Source organism: Flavobacterium odoriferum (assembly GCF_025499515.1).
Taxonomy (GTDB): domain Bacteria; phylum Bacteroidota; class Bacteroidia; order Flavobacteriales; family Flavobacteriaceae; genus Flavobacterium; species Flavobacterium odoriferum.
Genome location: NZ_JAMKFA010000008.1, coordinates 44,158 through 66,823, shown reverse-complemented (window position 1 = coordinate 66,823; position 22,666 = coordinate 44,158). Strand labels below are relative to the sequence as shown.

Genomic DNA, 22,666 nt, shown 5'->3' with positions numbered 1-22,666 from the left:
TGTTTGTGGTTTCCAAGTTTAAACCATAAACAACAAACTATAAACTTCTTTAATCTGCTAAGTTTGGTGATAGCCATTTTTCGGCTTGTTCAACACTAATATTTCTTCTTTTGGCGTAATCTTCTAATTGGTCTTTTTTAATTTTTCCTAAACCAAAATATTTACTTTCTGGATTCGCAAAATAATATCCTGAAACCGATGACGCTGGCCACATTGCCATACTTTCAGTAAGCTTTACTCCTATTTCTTGTTCTACATTTAATAATTTCCAAATGGTTGGTTTTTCCAAATGGTCGGGACAAGCAGGGTAACCTGGAGCTGGACGAATTCCTTTGTATTGTTCTTTGATTAACTCATCATTTGACAAAACCTCATCAGAAGCGTAACCCCAAATTTCTTTACGAACTTTTAGGTGCAAATATTCTGCGAAAGCTTCGGCTAATCTATCGCCTAGGGCTTTTACCAAAATCGAATTATAATCGTCTAATTGCTTTTCAAATTCCGAAGCTTTTTCATCTACTCCAAAACCAGTTGATACGCAGAAACATCCAATGTAATCTTGTTTACCAATTTCTTTTGGAGCAATAAAATCCGCCAATGCGATATTTGGAGCTCCAACTGTTTTTTGAGATTGTTGTCTTAAAGTTAGAAGTTGGAAGCTGGAAGCCGGAAGACTTACTTCGATATCATCATCATTTATTGTATTCGCTGGAAAAATTCCTAAAATTCCTTTTGCGGTGAACCATTTTTCCGAAACAATTTGAGCAAGCATTTTTTGTGCATCTTCAAACAAATTCGTTGCTTGTTCGCCTACAATTTCATCGGTTAAAATCGCTGGAAATTTTCCGTACAATTCCCACGATTGAAAAAACGGCGTCCAATCTATGAAATCTACTAATTCTGAAAGTTCAACTTCAATTCTTTTTGTTCCTATGAAATTTGGTTTGACAGGTTCGAACGTATTCCAATCTATTTTGAATTTATTTTTACGAGCTTCTTCAATTGATAAGAAATTTTTCTCACGACTTCTATTCAAATACCCTTCTCTAAGCGTATCATATTCTTCACGAAGTGATTTTGCATAAGTAATTTTAGTATCGGGTTGTAATAGATTGGTTGCAACTGTTACCGCACGAGAAGCATCGTTCACATGAACCACAGTTTCTTTATATTCTGGAGCAATTTTCACAGCCGTATGCGCACGAGAAGTTGTGGCACCACCAATCATAACTGGAATTTTGATGTTCAACTTATCCATTTCTTTGGCCAAATACACCATTTCGTCCAACGAAGGTGTAATCAAACCGCTCAAACCGATAATATCTACATTTTCTTTAACAGCAACTTCAATAATTTTTTCTGGCGGAACCATCACTCCTAAATCGATAATCTCGAAATTATTACAGGCTAAAACTACTGAAACAATGTTTTTACCAATATCATGCACATCACCCTTTACCGTTGCCATCAAGACTTTTCCAGCACTTGACGAAGTAGAACCATCTTTTGAAGCTTCAATATAAGGAAGCAAATAAGCCACCGCTTTTTTCATTACACGCGCCGATTTTACTACTTGAGGTAAAAACATTTTTCCTGAACCAAACAAATCACCCACCACATTCATTCCAGCCATCAAATTGATTTCGATAACTTCGATTGGTTTTTTAGCTAACTGACGCGCTTCTTCGATATCAATTTCGATAAATTCGTCAATTCCTTTTACTAATGAATGCGTCAATCGCTCTTGAACCGAATCATTTCGCCATTCAGCAATAGCTTTTTCATTCGATTTCACATCGCCTTTGAAACTTTCGGCTAAATCTAGTAAACGCTCTGTGGCATCTTCTCTTCTATTTAATAAAACATCTTCAACGTGTTCTAATAAAATGGGATCAATTTCATCGTAAATCTCTAACATTTCAGGATTCACAATTCCCATCGTCATTCCGTTTTGAATGGCGTGATACAAGAACGCAGAATGCATCGCTTCACGTACTTTATCATTTCCACGGAAAGAAAAAGACACGTTACTCACACCTCCAGAAATATTAGCATATGGAAGATTTTCGCGAATCCATTTGGTCGCTCGGAAGAAATCTAATGCATTTAATTTATGCTCTTCCATTCCGGTTGCAACTGGAAAAATATTAGGGTCAAAAATGATATCTTCGGCAGGAAAACCAACTTGATTAACCAAAATATCGTAACTTCTTTTACAAATTTCAATGCGTCTTTCGTAAGTATCCGCTTGGCCGTTTTCGTCAAAAGCCATAACAATTACAGCTGCTCCGTATCGTTTAATTAATTTAGCATGATGAATAAAAGTAGCTTCTCCTTCTTTTAACGAAATTGAATTCACCACACCTTTACCTTGAATTACTTTTAAACCAGCTTCAATGATTTCCCATTTGGAAGAATCAATCATTACAGGAACTCGCGCAATATCTGGTTCAGCTGCGATTAGATTAAGGAATTTAGTCATCGCATAAACGCCATCTAACATTCCTTCATCCATATTGACATCGATGATTTGCGCACCACCTTCTACTTGTTCACGTGCAACCGAAAGCGCTTCGTTGTACTTTTCTTCTTTTATTAACCTAAGAAATTTACGCGAACCTGTAACATTTGTTCGTTCTCCAACGTTTACAAAATTGGTTTCTGGAGTTACAATCAAAGGTTCTAAACCTGATAATTTTAAATATTTATCGGAATTATAACTCATTACTTATTCTTTTATAATGTTTCGCAACATCTTTCCAAAAGATTTTACTATCAATAACATATTGGCAAACCCAACATCGTTGTGAATTTAAAAATGTTTCGAAATTTATTTTTATTGTACTGTTTTTCATTTTTTTTGATATTTAATAATTGATAAATCAATTATTGAGACAAAGCATGCTTTGTCTCTACACGGGGCGTGGTTTGAATTCTTTTGCTACTTCGGCAATTAATTTGATGTGTTCTGGTGTTGTTCCGCAACATCCACCGATGATATTCACTAAATTTTCTTGCAAATATTCCCGAATTAATTGTTGCATTTCCTCAGGCGTTTGATCGTATTGCCCGAAAGCATTTGGCAAACCTGCATTGGGATGCGCTGAAACATTTAACGATGTATTATTTCCCAGTCGTTTCAAATACGGTTTCAATTGATCAGCTCCTAAAGCGCAATTAAATCCAACACTCAACAACGGAATATGCGAAATCGAAATCAAAAAAGCTTCCACCGTTTGTCCCGATAATGTTCTTCCAGAAGCATCGGTAATTGTACCTGAAACCATTACTGGAATATCGATATTGCGTTCTTCTTTTACTTCTTCGATTGCAAACAAAGCCGCTTTTGCATTGAGCGTATCGAAAATTGTTTCTACCAAAAGTAAATCGCAACCGCCATCTATTAAAGCTTCGACTTGTTGTTTATAGGCGATTTTTAAATCATCAAAATTTACCGCACGAAATCCTGGGTCGTTTACATCAGGTGACATAGATGCTGTTCTGTTTGTTGGTCCGATGGAACCTGCTACAAATCTTGGCTTATCTATAAATTCATCTGCAACTTCACGAGCGATTTTTGCTGATTGAAAATTCAATTCGTAGACTAAATCTTCCAAATAATAATCCGCCATTCCGATAGTAGTTCCTGAAAAAGTATTGGTTTCTACAATATCAGCACCTGCTTCAAAATAAGCACGATGTACCGATTTTACAGCTTCGGGTTGGGTAATGGAAAGTAAATCGTTATTTCCTTTTAAAGGATGCGGAAAATCTTTGAAACGTTCGCCTCTAAAATCTTCTTCTTCAAATTTATAACGCTGCAACATCGTCCCCATAGCTCCATCGAGCACGAGAATTCGTTTTTTGATTTCTTCTTGAATTTTTGACATATTATTTTTTAACCGCGAGGCTAGCAAAGGGTTTTCGCAAGGTTCGCAAAGCTTTAATTTATTAATATGTTATCAAGAAATTGGAAAAAATTTCCTTGAGTTATCTGCTTCCGATAAAATCGGAATAGAATGTAGCACCTTCTACAAGAGTAGGGTTGCTAAGCTTTCGTAGGGTCTATTCCCTCCAGCTTTCGTGATAACAAACAGTATGTTTATGAACTCTGCAAATGTAGTAACAAAATTGAAATTATGAAATATTTTCTAAAATTTCATTTAAAATATATTTTTTATAGATTTATATTCTAATTTTAAACACTAATTAAGAATATAAATCTATAAAATAATTTAATAAGTCTTATTCTAACGCCTGTTTCAAATCGTTAATTACATCTTGAACCGTTTCCAAACCAACAGAAACGCGGACTAAACCATCAGTAATGCTAACCGTCAAACGTTCTTGTTCAGTTAATTTACTGTGTGTTGTGGAAGCTGGATGCGTTACAATCGAACGCGTGTCACCTAAATTCGCAGACAACGAACATAATTTGATTTTATCTAAGAATTTTCTTCCTGATTCAATTCCGCCTTTAATTTCAAACGCAACAATATTCCCTCCTAATTTCATTTGCTTTTTAGCGACTTCATATTGTGGATGCGATTTCAAAAACGGATATTTCACTGAAGCTACACTAGGATGGTTTTCTAAAAATTCAGCCACTTTTAAAGCATTTTCGCAATGTCTTTCGATACGAACTGGCAAAGTTTCTAAACTTTTCGACAACACCCAAGCATTGAAAGGCGATAAAGCGGGTCCGGTATTACGAGAAAACAAATAAATTTCACGAATTAAATCATAACGACCAACGGTTACTCCGCCTAAAACACGACCTTGACCATCGATTAATTTGGTGGCAGAATGAATCACTAAATCGGCTCCAAATTGAATTGGATTTTGAATATAAGGTGTTGCAAAACAGTTATCAATGATTAAAATTAAGTTGTGTTTTTTGGCTATTTTTCCCAATAATTCCAAATCCAAAATATCAACTGCCGGATTAGTTGGCGATTCTGCGTAAAGAATTTTTGTATTCGGTTGAATGAAATTTTCAATCATTTCTGGTTTGTTCACATCAAAATAACTGGTCGTAATATTCCATTTTGGAAAATATTTGGTAAACAACGTATGCGTCGAACCAAAAACACTACTTGCTGAAACGATATGATCGCCCGAATTCAATAAAACAGCAAAAGTAGAATAGACTGCTGCCATTCCTGTTGCGAAAGCGTAGCCGTCTTCTGCTCCTTCCATTAAACAAATCTTCTCTACAAATTCAGATGTGTTGGGATTGGAAAATCGGCTGTAAATATTTCTTTCCTTTTCCTCTGCAAACGAGGCACGCATATCTTCCGCATCTTCAAAAATAAAACTGGAAGTTAAATATAACGGAACAGAATGTTCTAAATATTGCGTACGTTCCAATTGCATTCTGATGGCTTGGGTTTCTAATCCTAAATTTTGGTTGCTCATGGTTTTGTTTGTTGAATTGTTTAATCGTTGAACTGATAAAGTGTAAAACCCACAAGACTTTTACATCTTGCAGGTTTGAGTTTGGGTGGTTATAATTTTTTTTCGGATAAGCGTAAAATATCTCCAAAAACACCTCTTGCAGTAACAGATGCTCCTGCTCCTGCGCCTTGAATTACTATAGGTTGCTCACCGTACGATTCCGTGTAAATTTCGAAAATAGAATCGGAACCTTTTAAGGAACCTAAAGCTGAATTAGCTGGAACGGAAATTAATTTCACTTCCAATTTACCTTTGTCTTGTTGTAAATCACCAGATAATTCACCGATGTAACGCAACACTTCATTTGGACCTTGAGCGTCTTTGATGTTTTGGTAAACTCCATCTAATTCGGATAAGCGTTTTAAAAAATCAGTTGCGCTTCCTTCGCGTAAAGCTTCTGGAATTAGGTTTTGAATTTGGATTTCTTCGAATTCGTTTTGTAAATCTAATTCGCGTGCTAAGATTAATAATTTTCTACCCACATCGTTTCCGTTTAAATCTTCTCTTGGATCAGGTTCTGTAAAACCTTTGTCGATGGCTTCTTGTAATACTTCGCTGAATTTCTTTTCTTCCACCGAAAAATTATTGAACAAATAACTCAATGTTCCTGAAAAAACGCCTTTAATCTTGGTAATATTTTCACCTGACAAATGCAGTAATTTTATTGTATCAATTAACGGCAATCCTGCACCCACATTGGTTTCGTACAAATATTCTTTTTGGTTATCTTTTAGTAATTTTCGTAATTTTTTATAAAAGTCTATGCTTACGGTATTGGCAACTTTATTGGAAGAAATTAAATCGAAACTATTTTCGGCTAACAAAATGTAATTTTCAATGAAAGTCGAACTTGCAGTGTTGTCAATTGCGATTAAATTTTCTAAATGATGTTCTTTTGCATACTCAATTATGTCTTCCACTTTATATTCCTGACCTTTATCTTCTAAAGTAGCTTTCCAATTTTCGCTAATTCCGAATTTATTCAACAATACCTTTTTGGAATTTGCGATTGCAAATACATTCAGCTTAATTCCTTTTCGTTTTTCGATGTTTTTTGTTGATTCTAAAATTTGAGAAATCAAAGTGCCGCCAACCGTTCCGTGACCGAAAATGGCAATGTTGATTTTTTTCGCTACTCCAAAAATTTCACCGTGAATTACATTTAAAGCACGTTTGAATTCGTCTTGACTAATTACCAAACTGATATTTCTTCCTGTAACTGTATTATTCAACAAAATTGGTGTGATTTTATTTCGGATTAAAGCCGTATACGGTTTGTGGAAATTGGTTAAATCTTGTCCGATTATAGAAATCACAGCAATGTTATCGTTTACCGAAATTTTATTGACATCTTTCGTGTAAAAATCGGTTTCAAATTCTTTTTCTAGCCCAACTAAAGCTTTGGAAGCCTTATCAGAACTTACCACCAAACCAATTCCTCTTTCTGAAGAACCTTGCGAAATAATGCTAACACTAATATCATTTTCAGCCATCACACGGAAAATTCTCGCATCAACACCTGTTTTTCCTAACAAACCTCTTCCTTCTAAATTAATCAGCGAAACATTGATTAAAACCGAAAGCGATTTGATCCCTTCATTAGTTTGTTCGGAAGTGATTAAAGTTCCGTCATTTTCAGGATTGAACGTGTTTAAAATTCGCAACGGAATGTTTTTTTCCACCAAAGGAATTATGGTTTTGGCATGTAAAATTTGCGCTCCGAAATTCGCTAACTCATTCGCTTCATTAAAAGATAATCTCTGAATTTTTTTTGCATCAGCAACTAAATCAGGGTTTGCGGTAAAAATTCCGTCAACATGAGTGTAGTTTTGAAATTCTTCGGCATTTAGATAATTGGCTAATAAGGAAGCCGTGTAATTGCTTCCGTTTCTACCTAAAGTCGTAGTTTCATTGTGTAACGTTGAACCGATAAAACCTGTTACAATATTGACTTTATCCGTGTTTTTTTCGAAATAATCCAAGACATTTCGCTTTGAAACAGCGTCAATTGGTTGTGCATTTCCGAAATTGGTATCGGTTTTTATTAATTGACGAGAATCGGTGAATTGTGCTTTGATACTGTTTTCGTTTAAAACATAAGCGACATATTTTGCCGATAAAATTTCGCCATACGCAATGACTTGATCTTTGATTTTTTCGCTGTAATCTCCTAAAAGCGAAACGCCTTCCAACAATTTCTGCAAAACTGAGAATTCTTCTTCAAATATGTTTTCTTTCAAGCCTTCCAATTGGTATTTTTTAAATTGCTCAAAATCCGCTTGAAAATTGATATTGGCTTGTGCTTTTTTTAGTAAAATTACCAATTCATCAGTAGCGTTTCCTCTTGCCGAAACTACGACTGCGATGGGTTCGTTATTGAAATATTTTTGAGCAATCGTTTGCACTACTTTTTGCAATCCTTCTCCGTTTGCTAATGATTTTCCTCCAAATTTTAATATTTTCATTTGATTTCTAATTAAATATAGGTTTTAGTATGTTGTTTAGTTGTTCAAATTCTATCAAAAAAGCATCGTGTCCGTGAATGGATTTGATTTCGTGATAAAATGCATTGTTTTTGTAGTTTTTGACTTCCTGAAAAGCGGTTTTAATTTCGTTTTCCGTAAAAAAATAATCGGTATCCACACTAATTAGATGAATGTTTGATGTTATGTTTTTTATGACTTCTGCTTGATTTCTGTTTTTAAAAATATCCGTAGTTCTCAATAAATGATTCATGAGTTTGTAAGCCGAAAGTTGAAATCGGTTTTGCAATTTTTCTCCGTGATGCAACAACCAACTTTCCACTTGAAACAATCCTTCCGAATTTTGCAATTTGGTCTGGAATTTTTCTTGAAGTGATTCAGGTGTTCGATATAATAACATGGCGTGAATTCTAGCATCGTGAATTGGATTTTTGGAATTATTCAAAATCAAATCTTGAATTAATACATTTCCAATCAACCAATCAGAAGCTTTCCAATTCGTAGCAACCGGAATTAAATTTGCAATCGCTTTTGGTCTAATCGTTGCCATTTCCCAAGCAATTGCTCCGCCTAGACTTCCGCCAATAACTGCAAAAACTTGATTCACTTTAAACGAATCGATTCCTTTCCAAAATAAATTCGCAATGTCAGAGGTTGTAAAATATTGATAATTTTCAATCAAATTTTCTTCATCTTGATAACCGTTTCCAGGAATATTGAAAGCCAAAACTGCGTATTTTTTGGTATCGATAATTTTATCATCGCCAATTAACGATTGCCACCAACCGTTTTCACCAATAACTTGCGAATTTCCAGTTAAAGCATGATTCACCACCACCAAAGGAGCTGAACCAACGGGTTGCCCAAACAATTGATACGACAAAATCACTTTTGCTTGCACAACTCCATTTTGCAATGGAACATTTTGGAACACTCTTTTTTGAATTTTACTCATCTTTCTTTTTAAAAAAAGACTGCCTTTAGGTAGGTCTATCGGCAGCCTTCAAACAAACAAAAACCTAAACTAAATTTTGAACTGGCAATTTTTCTAAAACACCTTGTAAATCGGCTTTCAAGTCTTCAATATCTTCTAATCCAACGGATAAACGAATTAAATCTTTCGTTACTCCAGTTGTAATTTGTTGTTCTTCTGACAATTGTTGGTGCGTAGTACTTGCTGGATGAATAATCAATGATTTTGTATCACCAATGTTCGCCAACAATGAGAAAAATTGGGTTTCATCGGCTACTTTTTTAGCCGCATCATAACCACCTTTTAATCCAAAAGTTACGATACCACTTTGTCCTTCTGATAAATATTGTTGGGCTAAATCATAATATTTTGAAGAAATTAAGCCAGGATAATTTACCCAAGCCACTTCTGGACGTTTTTGCAACCATTTGGCTAATTCCAGTGCATTCTCACTGTGTTTTTTGATTCGGATAGCCAATGTTTCCAAACCTTGAATAATTTGAAATGCGTTAAAAGGACTCAAAGAAGCTCCTAAATCGCGTAAACCTTCTATTCTAACTTTTGCGATGAACGATGCAGCATCCAAAACTTCATAATATTTTAATCCGTGATAACCCGCTGAAGGTTCTGTGAATTCAGGGAATTTTCCGTTACTCCAGTCAAAATTTCCTGCATCGATGATGACACCTCCAAGAGAAGTTCCGTTTCCACCGATGTATTTCGTTAAGGAATGGATTACGATGTTTGCTCCGTGTTCGATTGGGTTCAGCAAAAAGGGTGTTGCCACTGTGTTATCCACAATAAAAGGCACTTTGTAGGTTTGTGCGGCTTTTGAAATGGCTTTTAAATCTAGTACATCTAATTTTGGATTTCCTAAACTTTCGGCAAAGAAAACTCTGGTATTTTCTTGTGCTGCATTTAAAAAATTTTCTGAATTTGATGGATCTACGAATGTTGTAGTGATGCCTAATCTTGGCAAAGTCACGTTTAATAAATTATATGTTCCTCCATATAAACTGTTAGAAGCTACAATGTGATCACCAGCTTTTAATAACGTTAATAAAGCAGTTGATATGGCTGCGGTTCCTGAAGCGGTTACGACAGCTCCGATTCCGCCTTCTAATTTGGCTAAACGCTGTTCTAAGATATCGTTTGTTGGATTATTTAATCGAGTGTAAATGAATCCAGCTTCGGCTAAACCAAAAAGATTGGCTGCGTGGTCTGAATTATTAAAAACGTATGATGTAGTTTGGTAAATTGGAACAGCTCTTGTTCCTGCGTTTTTAGTTACGTCGTGTCCTGCGTGTAATGCGTTTGTTGCAAATTTATTTGTGCTCATGATATTTTAATTTTTAATGTTATTGTATTTTTTAAATGTATTTTTTTGACTTTACTGATTTTGTTTCAGCTACACATTCGACAACATCGTCTTGGATTATAAATGGCTATTTTCATTATTTTGTTGATTTTTTGAAATAAAAAAACCTCTGCTTTCGACAGAGGTTATATTGAATTAATTTACTTTTAAAATTATGCAATAGGTTTCCTCTGCGGATTGTTCCACATCATCATACACATATTGCACATTGTAAAGTTCATTTTCTATTTCTTTTAGTTTGACAGGGCAAAATTAGATTTATTTTCTACAATAAAAAAATTAATAGATTATTTTTCTAAATTTTGTTATTTTAAAATCAATTTTTAGAATATTTTTCATTAAAACCAAATTTAAATCCGAAAATTTATCTAAAGAAACCTCTATTTGTAATTTCCGAAGAAAAAAATAAAAAAAAGTTAACAATCATTTGGAATTCAATTTCATTTCATACATTTGCATCCGAAAACTAAGAGGAAAAATTTGAACTGATTGCAACCTCATTAAAAAATGCTAAAGCAGTAATTACTACTCCTTTAGGCACTACCTGCAATTATTTTTCCTCGCTTAAAATTTAAAAATAATTTATTATGGCTTATTTATTTACGTCAGAATCAGTGAGTGAAGGACATCCTGACAAAGTTGCGGATCAAATTTCAGACGCATTAATTGATAACTTTTTAGCATTTGACCCTGAGTCAAAAGTAGCTTGTGAAACGTTAGTTACTACAGGTCAGGTAATTTTAGCTGGAGAAGTAAAATCAAATACTTATTTAGATGTACAAACTATCGCAAGAGATGTAATCAAGAAAATTGGTTATACGAAAAGCGAATATATGTTCGAAGCAAATTCTTGCGGTGTTTTATCTGCAATTCACGAACAATCTGCTGATATTAACCAAGGAGTTGATAGAGCTAGCAAAGAAGAGCAAGGTGCAGGTGACCAAGGAATGATGTTTGGTTACGCTACAAATGAAACAGCCGAGTTCATGCCGTTAGCTTTGAAATTATCTCACCAAATTCTTCAAGAATTAGCGGATTTAAGAAGAGAGAACAAAGAAATCACTTACTTACGTCCGGATGCTAAATCTCAGGTTACTTTAGAATATTCTGATGATAACAAACCGGTTCGTATTGATGCTATCGTAGTTTCAACTCAACACGATGATTTTGCTGACGAACCAACGATGTTAGCAAAAATCAAAAAAGATATTATTGAAATTTTAATTCCAAGAGTGATTGCTAAAAATCCTCAATATGCCCATTTATTTAATGATGCTATTAAATACCACATTAATCCAACAGGGAAATTCGTAATTGGAGGGCCTCACGGAGATACTGGTTTAACAGGAAGAAAAATTATCGTAGATACTTACGGTGGTAAAGGAGCTCACGGTGGTGGTGCATTCTCTGGAAAAGACCCATCAAAAGTAGACCGTTCTGCGGCTTATGCTACACGTCATATTGCTAAAAATTTAGTAGCAGCAGGTGTTGCTGATGAAATTTTAGTACAAGTTTCTTATGCGATTGGAGTTGCTGAACCAACATCGATCAACGTAAATACTTACGGAACTGCAAAAGTTAATTTAATAGATGGAGAAATCAGCAAAGTAGTAGAAAGTATTTTTGACATGCGTCCATACTTCATTGAACAACGTTTAAAATTAAGAAATCCAATCTACAGCGAAACGGCTGCTTACGGACACATGGGAAGAACTCCTGAAACTGTAACTAAAACGTTTACGGCTCCAGGTGGTTTAACAAAAACGGTTTCTGTTGAGTTATTTACTTGGGAAAAATTAGATTTCGTTGATAAAGTAAAAGCAGCTTTTAAGATTTAATCCTCAATAAAATTATAAAACAAAAATCCCGATATTTCAATCGGGATTTTTTTATGATTAAAACTTTGCTCTCAAAGCTAAAACAAAATTCTTTCCAGGTGCCACAATTCCTGAACTATATGGTCGATAACGTTGGTCAGTGATATTTTCTAAACCAGCAGTAAGCGTGAAATTTTCATTCAGCTTATACATCGATTTTAAATTCAATGTATACCAACTTGGTGAATACGGATTTCCATTGCCATCAATTGCATAGATTTCTTTTTTACCTTTTTCTTCTTCGGCTAAATCTTCATAAGCAACTTCATCACTAAATTGAAGATTTACTTCCAAATCTAATTTAGAATTAGCATAACCCACTCTAGAAACACCAAAAAATGGTGCTACATGACGCGACGGACTTTTATCGCCATTATCCAATTCTTCTTCTCCCTTCTGGAAATTCAAATCGGTTGAAAAGCGAAATCCAGAAGGTATTTTCACCTCAACTCCAGCCTGAACTCCATACACATTTGCTTTTGCTGCATTTTGAATGGCTTGTACTTGGCTCAACTCACCATCGTATATAATTTCAGAAGCGCCATTTAGTGTAAAATCTCTACGAACTAAAGCATTATCCAATAGTGTATAATAAGTAGAAACATCAACTTTTACGTTTTTTCCAAACAACTTGGCAACGTTCAAATCTACATTATAAGCGTATTCAGCTTGTAAATTAGGATTTGGAATTACAACAGAACCAGGTTCAGAATCAAATACTTTTCCCACATCATCCACATTTGGCGAACGGAAAGCGGTTGCTACATTTGAACTTATTACCCATTTATCTGTTGGGCGATAAACAATTCCTGCACTTCCAGTTATAGAACCATTATCAATATCGGCTTCTGTAAAAGGAAATGGGTAAAACGCAGTGTCAAAATCAGCCTTCAAAATGAACTGATTATAACGTAATCCTGCTTGAAGCAATGTTTTTTCAGAAATTTTATATTGGTCATTCAAATAAACACCAATCGATTGCCATTTTGCTTGTGGGTATCTTGCTGGGCCAACTGCACTTGTTCCTGCTACAATATCTTCATTAATTCCTGTTGAATTTACATCGTTTAAAACGTATTCAAATCCGTAGAAAACTTTGTTTTTTTCACTTGTTGCTTTCGTAAAGTCAGTATTTAATGAATAAGCATTTACTTTCTCAGTTCTAATTTCTCTGTTTGGATTATTAATATTTCTACTCACACGACTTTCTTCAAAGAACTGATGTGCTAAACGCAAAGACATTTCATCAAATAACTTAGATTTTAAATGATGTGTAACATTCAAATTATTCATAATCCATTTTTGTGGACCATAATAAAATTCGCCATATCGAGGTAAACCAGCATTTGTATAACGAATATGTCTATCGTAGCGAGAATAACTTGAAGTTTCTGAAAAATGAAATCCATATTGAAAATCCCATTTTTCATTAGGCGCAAATCTTACTTTTTGCATCAAATTGATTTGGGAATATGCCGTTGGTTTTTGTACTAAAGGATCGTCATTCGTCACCACTTCATCTACTCCATTTTGTCGTTGCACATAAAACGGGCGCAAATATTCATTTGGTCCGTGCGAACCCATTCGTAAATCACCAAAATCGTTTGAACTGATGCTTGTAACTGAAGCCCATTTTTTCCAACCAACATTCACATCAAAATGACCTGTTTTTTCGTTATTGGCAGAAGAATATCGTGTTACTGCACTTCCAGTAATAAATGCTTTTTCTTCTGAAGAAAATTGAGGTGTTAAAGTTTGAAAACTCATGACACCACCAATTGCGTCACTCCCATACATTACAGAACCTGGTCCAAATAATACTTCTGTACTCTCAGTTGCGAAAGGGTCTAATGAGATTACATTTTGAATATTTCCTCCTCTAAAAATGGCAGTATTCATTCTAATTCCGTCTATTGCATACAATAATCTATTGGTTGCAAACCCTCGAATCATTGGACTTCCACCACCTTGCTGACTTTTTTGCATAAACACTTTTCCAGAAATCGTTAACAAATCTGCAGCAGTTTGTGGATTTTGTAAAGCAACTTTGCTTGCTGTAATAACCGATATTTTCTGAGGAATTGATTTGGAATTTTGTTTCCATCGGTTAGCCGAAACAACAATTTCATCTAATTCTGTTGCAACGGTATCTTTTGCTGTTTGTGTAAAACCAATAAATGGCAATAACACAACAGCATAAAATATAATTTTTCTCATTTTTTTAAGAATATTTTATTAATTCTAATTATTTATTTATTTCAATACTATTGATAAATATTGAAAGTAACTTTAAGAAAAACTATTTGGTGGTGGATTGTCTAATTTTATAAGTAAATAATTGTAAAAATTAGTATAAAAAGTTTTACTAAAAAATCTTTCACAACCTGATGAAAATGGTTCCCAAACAACAACTTGCTCAAAATACAAAGACTTATAAAATTCAGTTATTTCTGATTGTTTTTCTTTTGAAGGAATATCATTTTGGTAAACACTTGCTAATAATTTAGTCAATTGTTGATTTAACTTGGTTTCTTCAAAATCCCACCAACACCAATATTTAACAGAGTCTTTAGTAATAATTTTATCAACAATGTCATACATCTGATTATTAAACTCAAACTCTTTTGAATGTTTCCAATGTAGTTTTGTTTTAATTTCTTTATTTGAAAATTTTAGAAGAACCAATTCTTTTTTATCTATACCGGCAATCATTTTCCATTTTACTTCTTTTTTAACTGCACGCTTTCGCTGTTGAATCCAAGTATAGGTTACAACTGCTGGTGCTATCAGTAAAAACAGCAAAATAATACTAATGATTTGTTTTTTCATTGGGACTACTAAACGCCCAAAGATAGAAAAAAATACAAGATCTACATACCGCTTCTAATTGCTTCCACTGGATCTAATTTAGAAGCAGAAATAGCAGGAATAATACCGGAAATTAATCCAATTAAAGCAGCTAATCCAGAACCTAATAACATATTTGAAGCACTTAAAACAAATTCGAAATCCAATGCCGAAGAAAGTATTAAAGCTATAATCCAAACTAAAAACATACCAACAATTCCTCCAATTAATGACAAAATAACGGCCTCAAATAAGAATTGAAACAAAATGAATTTATTTTTAGCACCTAATGCTTTTTGAATTCCAATTAAATTCGTTCTTTCTTTTACCGATACAAACATGATGTTTGCAATACCAAATCCGCCTACCAAAAGTGAAAACGCACTAATAATCCAACCAATCATGTTCATTTGACCAATGATATTATCAATAAAATCGGTAAATCCAGAAAGCACATTCATGAAGAAATTGTCAATTTCACCAGTTTTTACACCTCTAAAAGCTCTTAACTTTTGACCTAATTCAGCTTTAAATTCTTCTACATCTATGCCTTTTTCTGGTTTTATTAAAATGGCAGGTGTTAACATATCGTTGTTGTCGCCATACATTCTTCGTAAAAAATTCACAGGAAAAAATACCGCTACATCACCACTATCTCCAAACATTCCTTGCCCTTGTTTTTTCAAAACGCCAATCACAGTAAACTTTTGTCCATACAATCGTACTTTCTTACCAATGGGGTCACTTTCTTCAAATAAACCTGTAGCAACTTCACTTCCAATAACAATAACAGGACTTCCCGAATTAGACTCAGCAGCATTAAATAATCTTCCTTTATCAATTTTTAAAGGCTCAATATCAAAAAAATCTTCTGTTGAAGGTTTAACACGAATAGAGTTTACCGTTTTAGACTCGTATTTGATGTTTTCGTTTCGGGTAAATAAATTGAATGATATTTTATCAATTCCGTTTACATTTCGCTTAATGTGTTCAAATTCTTCATACGTAACATCAGGAAATTGTTCACGTTTCCAACGAGGCACTTCAGATGGACCAAATGAAAAACGCATTAAATACACGGTATTCATGTCCATATCACTCAAATCTTCCTTGATTTTTTTATCCATAGAATCTACCGCAGCTAACACCGCAATAATGGAAAAAATACCAATGGTAACACCTAACAACGACAAAAGTGTACGCAATTTATTGTTGCGCAACGCGTTAATGGCAAAACTGAAACTTTCTGAAAGTAATCGTAAATATAAAAGCATAATAATGAGCTATAACTATAAGTAGAGCAATGAGTGAAAATGTTACAATTGGAGGGAATTTATTTATATTTGAGAAAAATATTTATGCTAAATGAAAACCTAATTTACAGTATTCTATTTGGACTTGCTACTATTCTGTATTATGGAATTCATAAATGGTGGTTATCTGTTCGTAACAAAAATCCCATCTTCCTCAAATTAGACACAAATACTAGATCATTTGAAAATTGACAATCATAATTATTTTAGCAATTAGTTCGATTATATTTTTTATAAAATCGATTATCTAATTTAAAAAATATAAAACAATAAAGTTTGACTATTTTAAGAAGTATAACTACTTTTGCACCACGAAAACAACAACATTTATCTGAGACTATTCAGATACAACAACACAACACCATGAACACAACAAAAAAAATTGCTTCGGCATTGATTTCTGTATTTGACAAAAACGGTTTAGAACCTATTGTTAAAGCCCTTCACCAAAACAATGTAACCATTTATTCTACCGGCGGAACTGAAACTTTTATTAAAGATTTAGGTATTCCAGTAGTCGCTGTAGAAGATATTACGGCTTTCCCTGAAATTTTAGGAGGAAGAGTAAAAACCTTGCATCCAAAAATCTTCGGTGGTATCTTAAACCGTCAGGACCATGCAGGTGATGTGGAACAAATGAAAGAATTCAACATTCCGCAAATCGATTTAGTAATTGTGGATTTGTATCCGTTTGAAAAAACCGTTGCTTCTGGAGCTAGTGAACAAGATATTATTGAGAAAATCGATATCGGTGGAATTTCCTTAATTAGAGCAGCTGCTAAAAACTTCAAAGACACGGTAATTGTTCCTTCAGTTGAGCAATATGCCCCATTTTTGAATTTCTATACCGAAAATAACGGCGCTACAACTTTAGAAAACAGAAAATTATTAGCTTCAAGAGCTTTTAATGTTTCTTCACATTATGATTCGGCTATTTTTAACTACTTCAATCAAGTTTTTGAAGAACCAGTTTTAAAAATCAGCGAGCAAAACGGAAATGTGTTACGTTATGGCGAAAATCCACATCAAAAAGGATTTTTCTATGGCGATTTCGACAAAATGTTTACCAAAGTTCACGGAAAAGAATTGTCATACAACAATTTATTAGATGTTGATGCAGCAGTAAATTTAATGAACGAATTCAAAAACGACAATCCAACTTTCGCTATTTTAAAACACAATAATGCTTGTGGTTTAGCAACAAGAAATACAATGAAAGAAGCGTATTTAGATGCTTTAGCAGGTGACCCAACTTCGGCTTTCGGAGGAGTTTTAATTGCGAATGGAAAAATTGATGTGGCTACAGCTAATGAAATCAACCAATTGTTCTGCGAAGTAGTAATTGCTCCAGCGTATGACCAAGAAGCGATTGACATTTTAGAAGAAAAGAAAAACCGAATTATCTTAATCCAAAACGAAGTGGAATTACCACAAACAACCGTTCGTACTTGTTTAAACGGTGTTTTAGTACAAGATAAAGACAATGTTACCGATTCTAAAGACCATTTAAAAACAGTTACAACGGCTGTTCCAACAGCAGAAGAAATTGAAGATTTATTATTTGCTTCAAAAATTTGTAAACACACCAAATCAAACACGATTGTATTTGCAAAAAACAAACAATTATGCGCTTCTGGAACAGGGCAAACTTCAAGAGTAGATGCTTTACGTCATGCAATTGAAAAAGCAACTTCATTTGAATTTGATTTAACTGGTGCAGTTATGGCAAGTGATGCTTTCTTCCCTTTTCCAGACTGTGTTGAAATTGCTAATAAAGCCGGAATTACAGCGGTGATTCAGCCAGGAGGTTCTATAAAAGACGAATTGAGTATTTCGTACTGCAACGAAAATGCTATGGCAATGGTTTTCACAGGAATCCGTCATTTTAAACACTAATTTCAGTTAAAATAACACATTAAAAAGCGCATTAAAAAATATTATTTTAATGCGCTTTTTATTTTCGAATTATTCCAGAATATTTTCATACTTTTGTGAGTCGAAAACATTTTTACACAAAACACCAAACCCTTCATATACATATGGGATTTTTTGATTTCATGACCGAGGATATCGCAATTGACCTTGGTACCGCAAACACCTTAATTATTCACAACGACAAAGTTGTAATTGATAGTCCTTCTATTGTGGCACGAGACCGCATTTCTGGCAAAATTATTGCCGTAGGTAAGGAAGCTAATATGATGCAAGGTAAAACACATGAAAACATAAAAACCATTCGCCCATTAAAAGACGGAGTTATTGCTGATTTCGATGCTTCGGAACAGATGATAAAAATGTTTATCAAAAGTATTCCTGCATTAAAGAAGAAATTATTTACACCAGCACTTCGTATGGTAATTTGTATTCCTTCGGGAATTACCGAAGTAGAAATGCGTGCAGTAAAAGAATCTGCTGAACGCGTAAACGGAAAAGAAGTTTATTTGATTCATGAACCTATGGCGGCTGCAATTGGTATCGGTTTAGATATTATGCAACCAAAAGGAAACATGATTGTTGACATAGGTGGTGGAACTACAGAAATTGCAGTTATTGCGCTTGGTGGAATTGTTTGCGACAAATCGGTTAAAATTGCTGGAGACGTTTTCACAAATGATATTATTTATTATATGAGAACCCAACACAATTTATTTGTTGGAGAAACTACCGCAGAAAAAATTAAAATTCAAATTGGAGCAGCAACTGAAGATTTAGATAATGCACCAGAAGATATGTCAGTTCAAGGTAGAGATTTACTTACAGGTAAACCAAAACAAGTAGACGTTTCTTATAGAGAAATTGCAAAAGCTTTAGATAAATCCATTCAACGTATTGAAGATGCTGTAATGGAAACATTATCGCAAACGCCGCCCGAATTAGCTGCCGATATTTACAACACAGGTATTTATCTTGCCGGTGGAGGTTCGATGCTAAGAGGATTAGACAAACGAATATCATTAAAAACAGACTTACCTGTTTACATTGCAGAAGACCCATTAAGAGCCGTTGTACGCGGAACCGGAATGGCTTTAAAGAACATCAACAAATACAAAGGAATACTGATTAAATAAAAAATAATCCATGCAGCAAATAATTAACTTTATCATAAAAAACAGCTATCGATTGCTGTTTTTGCTGCTTTTGGGTATATCCTTATCGCTTACCATAAAATCGCATTCATATCATAGAAGTGAATATGTAAATTCTGCCAATGCAGTTACAGGAACCGTCTATAAAAAAATGAATGAAGCCAATGAATATTTGAGTTTAAAAGAAAAAAACAAAGAATTGGCCTCAGAGAATGCGTTACTTAAAGAATTACTTTTCAATAAAAAAGACACATTACTTACTTCAAAAACTGTTTTTAGAAACGACTTGAATAATTTTAATGTGGTGGTGGCAAAAACGGTAAAAAATTCATTTAACAAAAGAGAAAATTACATTACAATTAATGCCGGAAGCCTTGCTGGAATTAAAACAGACATGGGTGTAGTAAACGATAAAGGAATTGTAGGATTAATTGAAAAAACTTCTGCAAACTTTTCTACTATTCAGAGTATTTTGAACACCAAATCAAAAATTAATGCAAAGATTAAAAACTCTGATCATTTTGGTTCGTTGGTTTGGGATGGAAAAAACGTAGGGTTTGCTCAATTAATCGATGTACCCCGTTTGGCTTCATTACGAAAAGGCGATTCTATTGTTACTGGTGGAAATTCAGATATTTTTCCAGAGAATATTCCTATTGGAAAAATTGATAAAATTTTTATCGATAAAAAAACCAATTACTATACAATTAATGTTCGATTGTTTAACGACATGACATCAATTGGATATGTATATGTTATTGAAAATAAAAAACGAAAAGAGAAACAACAATTAGAGGTAGAAACAGCAGCACCAAAAAAATAAGTGAACAATAATATTTTAAATAGCATTCGGTTTTTAGTGTTTTTGGCACTACAAATTTTGATTTTCAACAATATCAATTTGTTTGGATATCTAAATCCGTATCCTTATGTGTTGTTCATTTTATTATATCCTGTTAATAGCAACAAATCTGTTTTATTGCTGAGCAGTTTTACCTTAGGGATTTTATTAGACATGTTTGCAAATTCTGATGGTATTCACGCAACTGCATCAGTAATTTTGGCTTACATCAGACCATCATTATTCAAGTTTGCGTTTGGATTAAGTTATGAATATCAAACAGTAAAAATTGCAGACAAAATTTCCCCAGAACGAATTACATTGCTTTTATTAGCTATATTTATTCATCATTTTATTTTATTCTTTTTTGAATTTTTCAGAATCGATTTGATTGTTATTGTACTTTTTAGAACGCTGTTAAGTACTTTATTCACTTTTACAATTTCATTACTTATCATCTATTTAATAAAGCCAAATAAACGATGAGAAAAATTGTTTTACCCGCAGTTATTATTGTAAGTTCAATCCTTTTACTTACTAAAATTTTCTATTTACAAGTAATTGATGAAACCTTAAAACTTAAAGCCGAAAACAACGCTATTAAAAAAGTGTTTGATTTTCCAGAGCGTGGCTATATCTATGACAGAAACGGAAAACTATTAGTTGCCAATCAGCCGTCGTATGACATCATGGTGGTTCCTAGAGAGATTAAAGATATTGACACCACCGAATTTTGTAATTTACTTCATATATCAAAAGAATATTTCATTAAAAAAATTGAAAAAGCTAATATTTACAGTCCACGACTTCCATCAGTTTTTTTATCTCAATTAAACAAAGCAGAATATGCTGCATTTCAAGAAAAAGAACGAAAATTTGAAGGCTTTTACACCCAAAAAAGAGCTTTAAGAGATTATCAAGTTAAAGAATGTGCCAATATTTTCGGATTTATTACTCAAGCAAATGAAGCAATTATTAACAAAAATCCATATTATAATCCTGGAGATTTAATTGGAAAACAAGGTGTTGAACAAGAATACGAAGAGATTCTTCGTGGTGTAAAAGGTGTAAAATATCTACTGCGTGATAAACACAATAAAATTATTGGTCCGTATAAAAACGGAGAGTTTGATACCATAGCACAACAAGGTAAAGACTTAACATTAACCATTGACCATGAATTGCAAAAATATGGTACCGAATTAATGATTAACAAAAGAGGTGGAATTGTAGCTATTGAACCAAAATCGGGCGAAATTTTAGCATTGGTTTCGGCTCCAACTTATGATCCTGCCATGTTAGTAGGTCGTCAACGTTCAAAAAACTACACAGCCTTATACAACGATTCTATTTCAAAACCATTATATGACAGAGGTCTTCAAGCAACTTATCCGCCAGGTTCTCCATTTAAAATTATAACTGGTTTAATTGGATTACATGAAGAAGTTATTGACGAACAAAGTACTTTTTATTGTAATGGTGGAGCAAACTTTGGTCGTTTCATGAAATGTCACTGTGGTTTACACACTTTGCAGTTAAACAATGGAACATATAAATCGTGTAATAGTTATTTTGGAAATACCTACAAAAGAACTATTGAAAAATATAAAGATTCGTATTACAGTGTAGACAATTGGGCAAACCATGTAAAAAGTTTTGGCTTGGGTCAGTTTTTAGGAACTGATATGCCAATTGGTGCAAAAGGTTTGGTACCAACATCCAAAATGTACAAAAAAATGTACAACGGTGCACCTATCAGAAGTTCATACATTATTTCAAATTCAATTGGACAAGGAGAAGTTTTAACCTCACCTATTCAATTAGCAAATATGATGGCAGTTGTTGCAAATCAAGGATATTATTACACACCTCACATCGTAAAAAAAATAAAAGGCCAACCTTTAGACAAAAAATTTACAACAAAACACTATTCTACTATTGACAAACAATATTTTCCGCCAATGATTCAAGGATTGGCAGATGTTTATAATGTCGGTACGGCTTCTTCATTAAAAGTTGAAGGATTACAAATTTGTGGCAAAACAGGAACAGCAGAAAACAAAATTAGAGTTGCAGGAAAAACCTATCAATTAAAAGATCATTCTATTTTTGTGGCCTTTGCACCAAAAGAAAATCCTACAATTGCAATTGCTGTGTTTATCGAAAACGGGTATTGGGGAAGTCGTTGGGCAGGACCAATTGCAACCTTAATGGTTGAAAAATATGTAAACGGAAAAATAACACGTAAAGATTTAGAAACTACAATGCTTAACGGAAGTTTACTTCCGGAATATGAAAAAATAGAGAATATTATTTTTCAACGTTTCCCTGAGCAAAAGAAAGAATCAGACTCATTAAAGAAGATTGAAACAGCAATAGGCGAAGCCAGAAAAGAAGAAGAATCAAATTAG

At 33.7% G+C, this 22,666-nt stretch carries 15 protein-coding genes and 1 riboswitch; of the genes, 6 read left to right on the top strand and 9 right to left on the bottom strand.

The window, feature by feature from the left end; genetic code table 11:
• Nucleotides 1-49: 49 nt before the first annotated feature.
• From metH to M9Q43_RS07460, 6 genes are all read right to left on the bottom strand, one after another.
• Nucleotides 50-2,725, bottom strand: coding sequence for a methionine synthase (gene metH, locus M9Q43_RS07485; protein WP_262318323.1), 2,676 nt, complete (start codon nt 2,723-2,725; stop codon nt 50-52).
• Nucleotides 2,726-2,912: 187 nt separating this feature from the next.
• Nucleotides 2,913-3,890, bottom strand: a complete 978-nt coding sequence (locus tag M9Q43_RS07480; RefSeq protein ID WP_262318322.1) for a homocysteine S-methyltransferase family protein — start codon at nt 3,888-3,890, stop codon at nt 2,913-2,915.
• A 97-nt stretch (nt 3,891-3,987) separates the two neighbouring features.
• Nucleotides 3,988-4,093, bottom strand: a riboswitch (SAM riboswitch).
• 152 nt (nt 4,094-4,245) lie between these two features.
• The gene (locus tag M9Q43_RS07475; RefSeq protein WP_262318321.1) at nt 4,246-5,418 is read right to left on the bottom strand and encodes a trans-sulfuration enzyme family protein; all 1,173 of its coding nucleotides are present in this window, start codon (nt 5,416-5,418) and stop codon (nt 4,246-4,248) included.
• Nucleotides 5,419-5,507: 89 nt separating this feature from the next.
• Nucleotides 5,508-7,922: a bifunctional aspartate kinase/homoserine dehydrogenase I gene (gene thrA / locus M9Q43_RS07470; RefSeq protein ID WP_262318320.1), complete on the bottom strand. Its 2,415-nt coding sequence runs from the start codon at nt 7,920-7,922 to the stop codon at nt 5,508-5,510.
• A 7-nt stretch (nt 7,923-7,929) separates the two neighbouring features.
• Complete coding sequence (locus M9Q43_RS07465; protein ID WP_262318319.1) at nt 7,930-8,895, bottom strand: alpha/beta fold hydrolase; 966 nt, start codon at nt 8,893-8,895, stop codon at nt 7,930-7,932.
• A 64-nt stretch (nt 8,896-8,959) separates the two neighbouring features.
• The gene (locus M9Q43_RS07460; protein ID WP_262318318.1) at nt 8,960-10,252 is read right to left on the bottom strand and encodes an O-acetylhomoserine aminocarboxypropyltransferase/cysteine synthase family protein; all 1,293 of its coding nucleotides are present in this window, start codon (nt 10,250-10,252) and stop codon (nt 8,960-8,962) included.
• Between the two features lie 626 nt (nt 10,253-10,878).
• Here M9Q43_RS07460 and metK point away from each other — a divergent pair.
• The gene (metK, locus tag M9Q43_RS07455) at nt 10,879-12,129 is read left to right on the top strand and encodes a methionine adenosyltransferase (protein WP_262318317.1); all 1,251 of its coding nucleotides are present in this window, start codon (nt 10,879-10,881) and stop codon (nt 12,127-12,129) included.
• A gap of 57 nt (nt 12,130-12,186) precedes the next feature.
• Here the strand turns inward: metK and M9Q43_RS07450 are convergent, their stop codons facing one another.
• From M9Q43_RS07450 to M9Q43_RS07440, 3 genes are all read right to left on the bottom strand, one after another.
• Nucleotides 12,187-14,385 carry a TonB-dependent receptor plug domain-containing protein gene (locus M9Q43_RS07450; protein ID WP_262318316.1) on the bottom strand — a complete coding sequence of 733 codons (2,199 nt, stop codon included), beginning with the start codon at nt 14,383-14,385 and terminating at the stop codon, nt 12,187-12,189.
• Between the two features lie 72 nt (nt 14,386-14,457).
• The gene (locus M9Q43_RS07445) at nt 14,458-14,997 is read right to left on the bottom strand and encodes a hypothetical protein (RefSeq protein ID WP_262318315.1); all 540 of its coding nucleotides are present in this window, start codon (nt 14,995-14,997) and stop codon (nt 14,458-14,460) included.
• A gap of 41 nt (nt 14,998-15,038) precedes the next feature.
• Nucleotides 15,039-16,289 (bottom strand): ABC transporter permease, encoded by a 1,251-nt coding sequence (locus M9Q43_RS07440; protein ID WP_262318314.1) that lies wholly within the window; start codon nt 16,287-16,289, stop codon nt 15,039-15,041.
• A gap of 402 nt (nt 16,290-16,691) precedes the next feature.
• Between M9Q43_RS07440 and purH the strand changes: the two genes are divergently transcribed.
• From purH to M9Q43_RS07415, 5 genes are all read left to right on the top strand, one after another.
• Entirely contained in the window at nt 16,692-18,224 is a 1,533-nt protein-coding gene (gene purH, locus M9Q43_RS07435; RefSeq protein ID WP_262318313.1) for a bifunctional phosphoribosylaminoimidazolecarboxamide formyltransferase/IMP cyclohydrolase, read from the top strand.
• Nucleotides 18,225-18,367: 143 nt separating this feature from the next.
• On the top strand, nt 18,368-19,396 hold the full coding sequence (locus M9Q43_RS07430) for a rod shape-determining protein (protein ID WP_262318312.1): 1,029 nt from the start codon (nt 18,368-18,370) through the stop codon (nt 19,394-19,396).
• 10 nt (nt 19,397-19,406) lie between these two features.
• Nucleotides 19,407-20,237, top strand: coding sequence for a rod shape-determining protein MreC (mreC, locus tag M9Q43_RS07425; protein WP_262318311.1), 831 nt, complete (start codon nt 19,407-19,409; stop codon nt 20,235-20,237).
• Nucleotides 20,238-20,741 (top strand): rod shape-determining protein MreD, encoded by a 504-nt coding sequence (locus M9Q43_RS07420; RefSeq protein ID WP_262318310.1) that lies wholly within the window; start codon nt 20,238-20,240, stop codon nt 20,739-20,741. It abuts the gene before it with no gap.
• The gene (locus tag M9Q43_RS07415) at nt 20,738-22,666 is read left to right on the top strand and encodes a peptidoglycan D,D-transpeptidase FtsI family protein (protein WP_262318309.1); all 1,929 of its coding nucleotides are present in this window, start codon (nt 20,738-20,740) and stop codon (nt 22,664-22,666) included. The genes M9Q43_RS07420 and M9Q43_RS07415 overlap by 4 nt, the downstream gene beginning before the upstream one ends.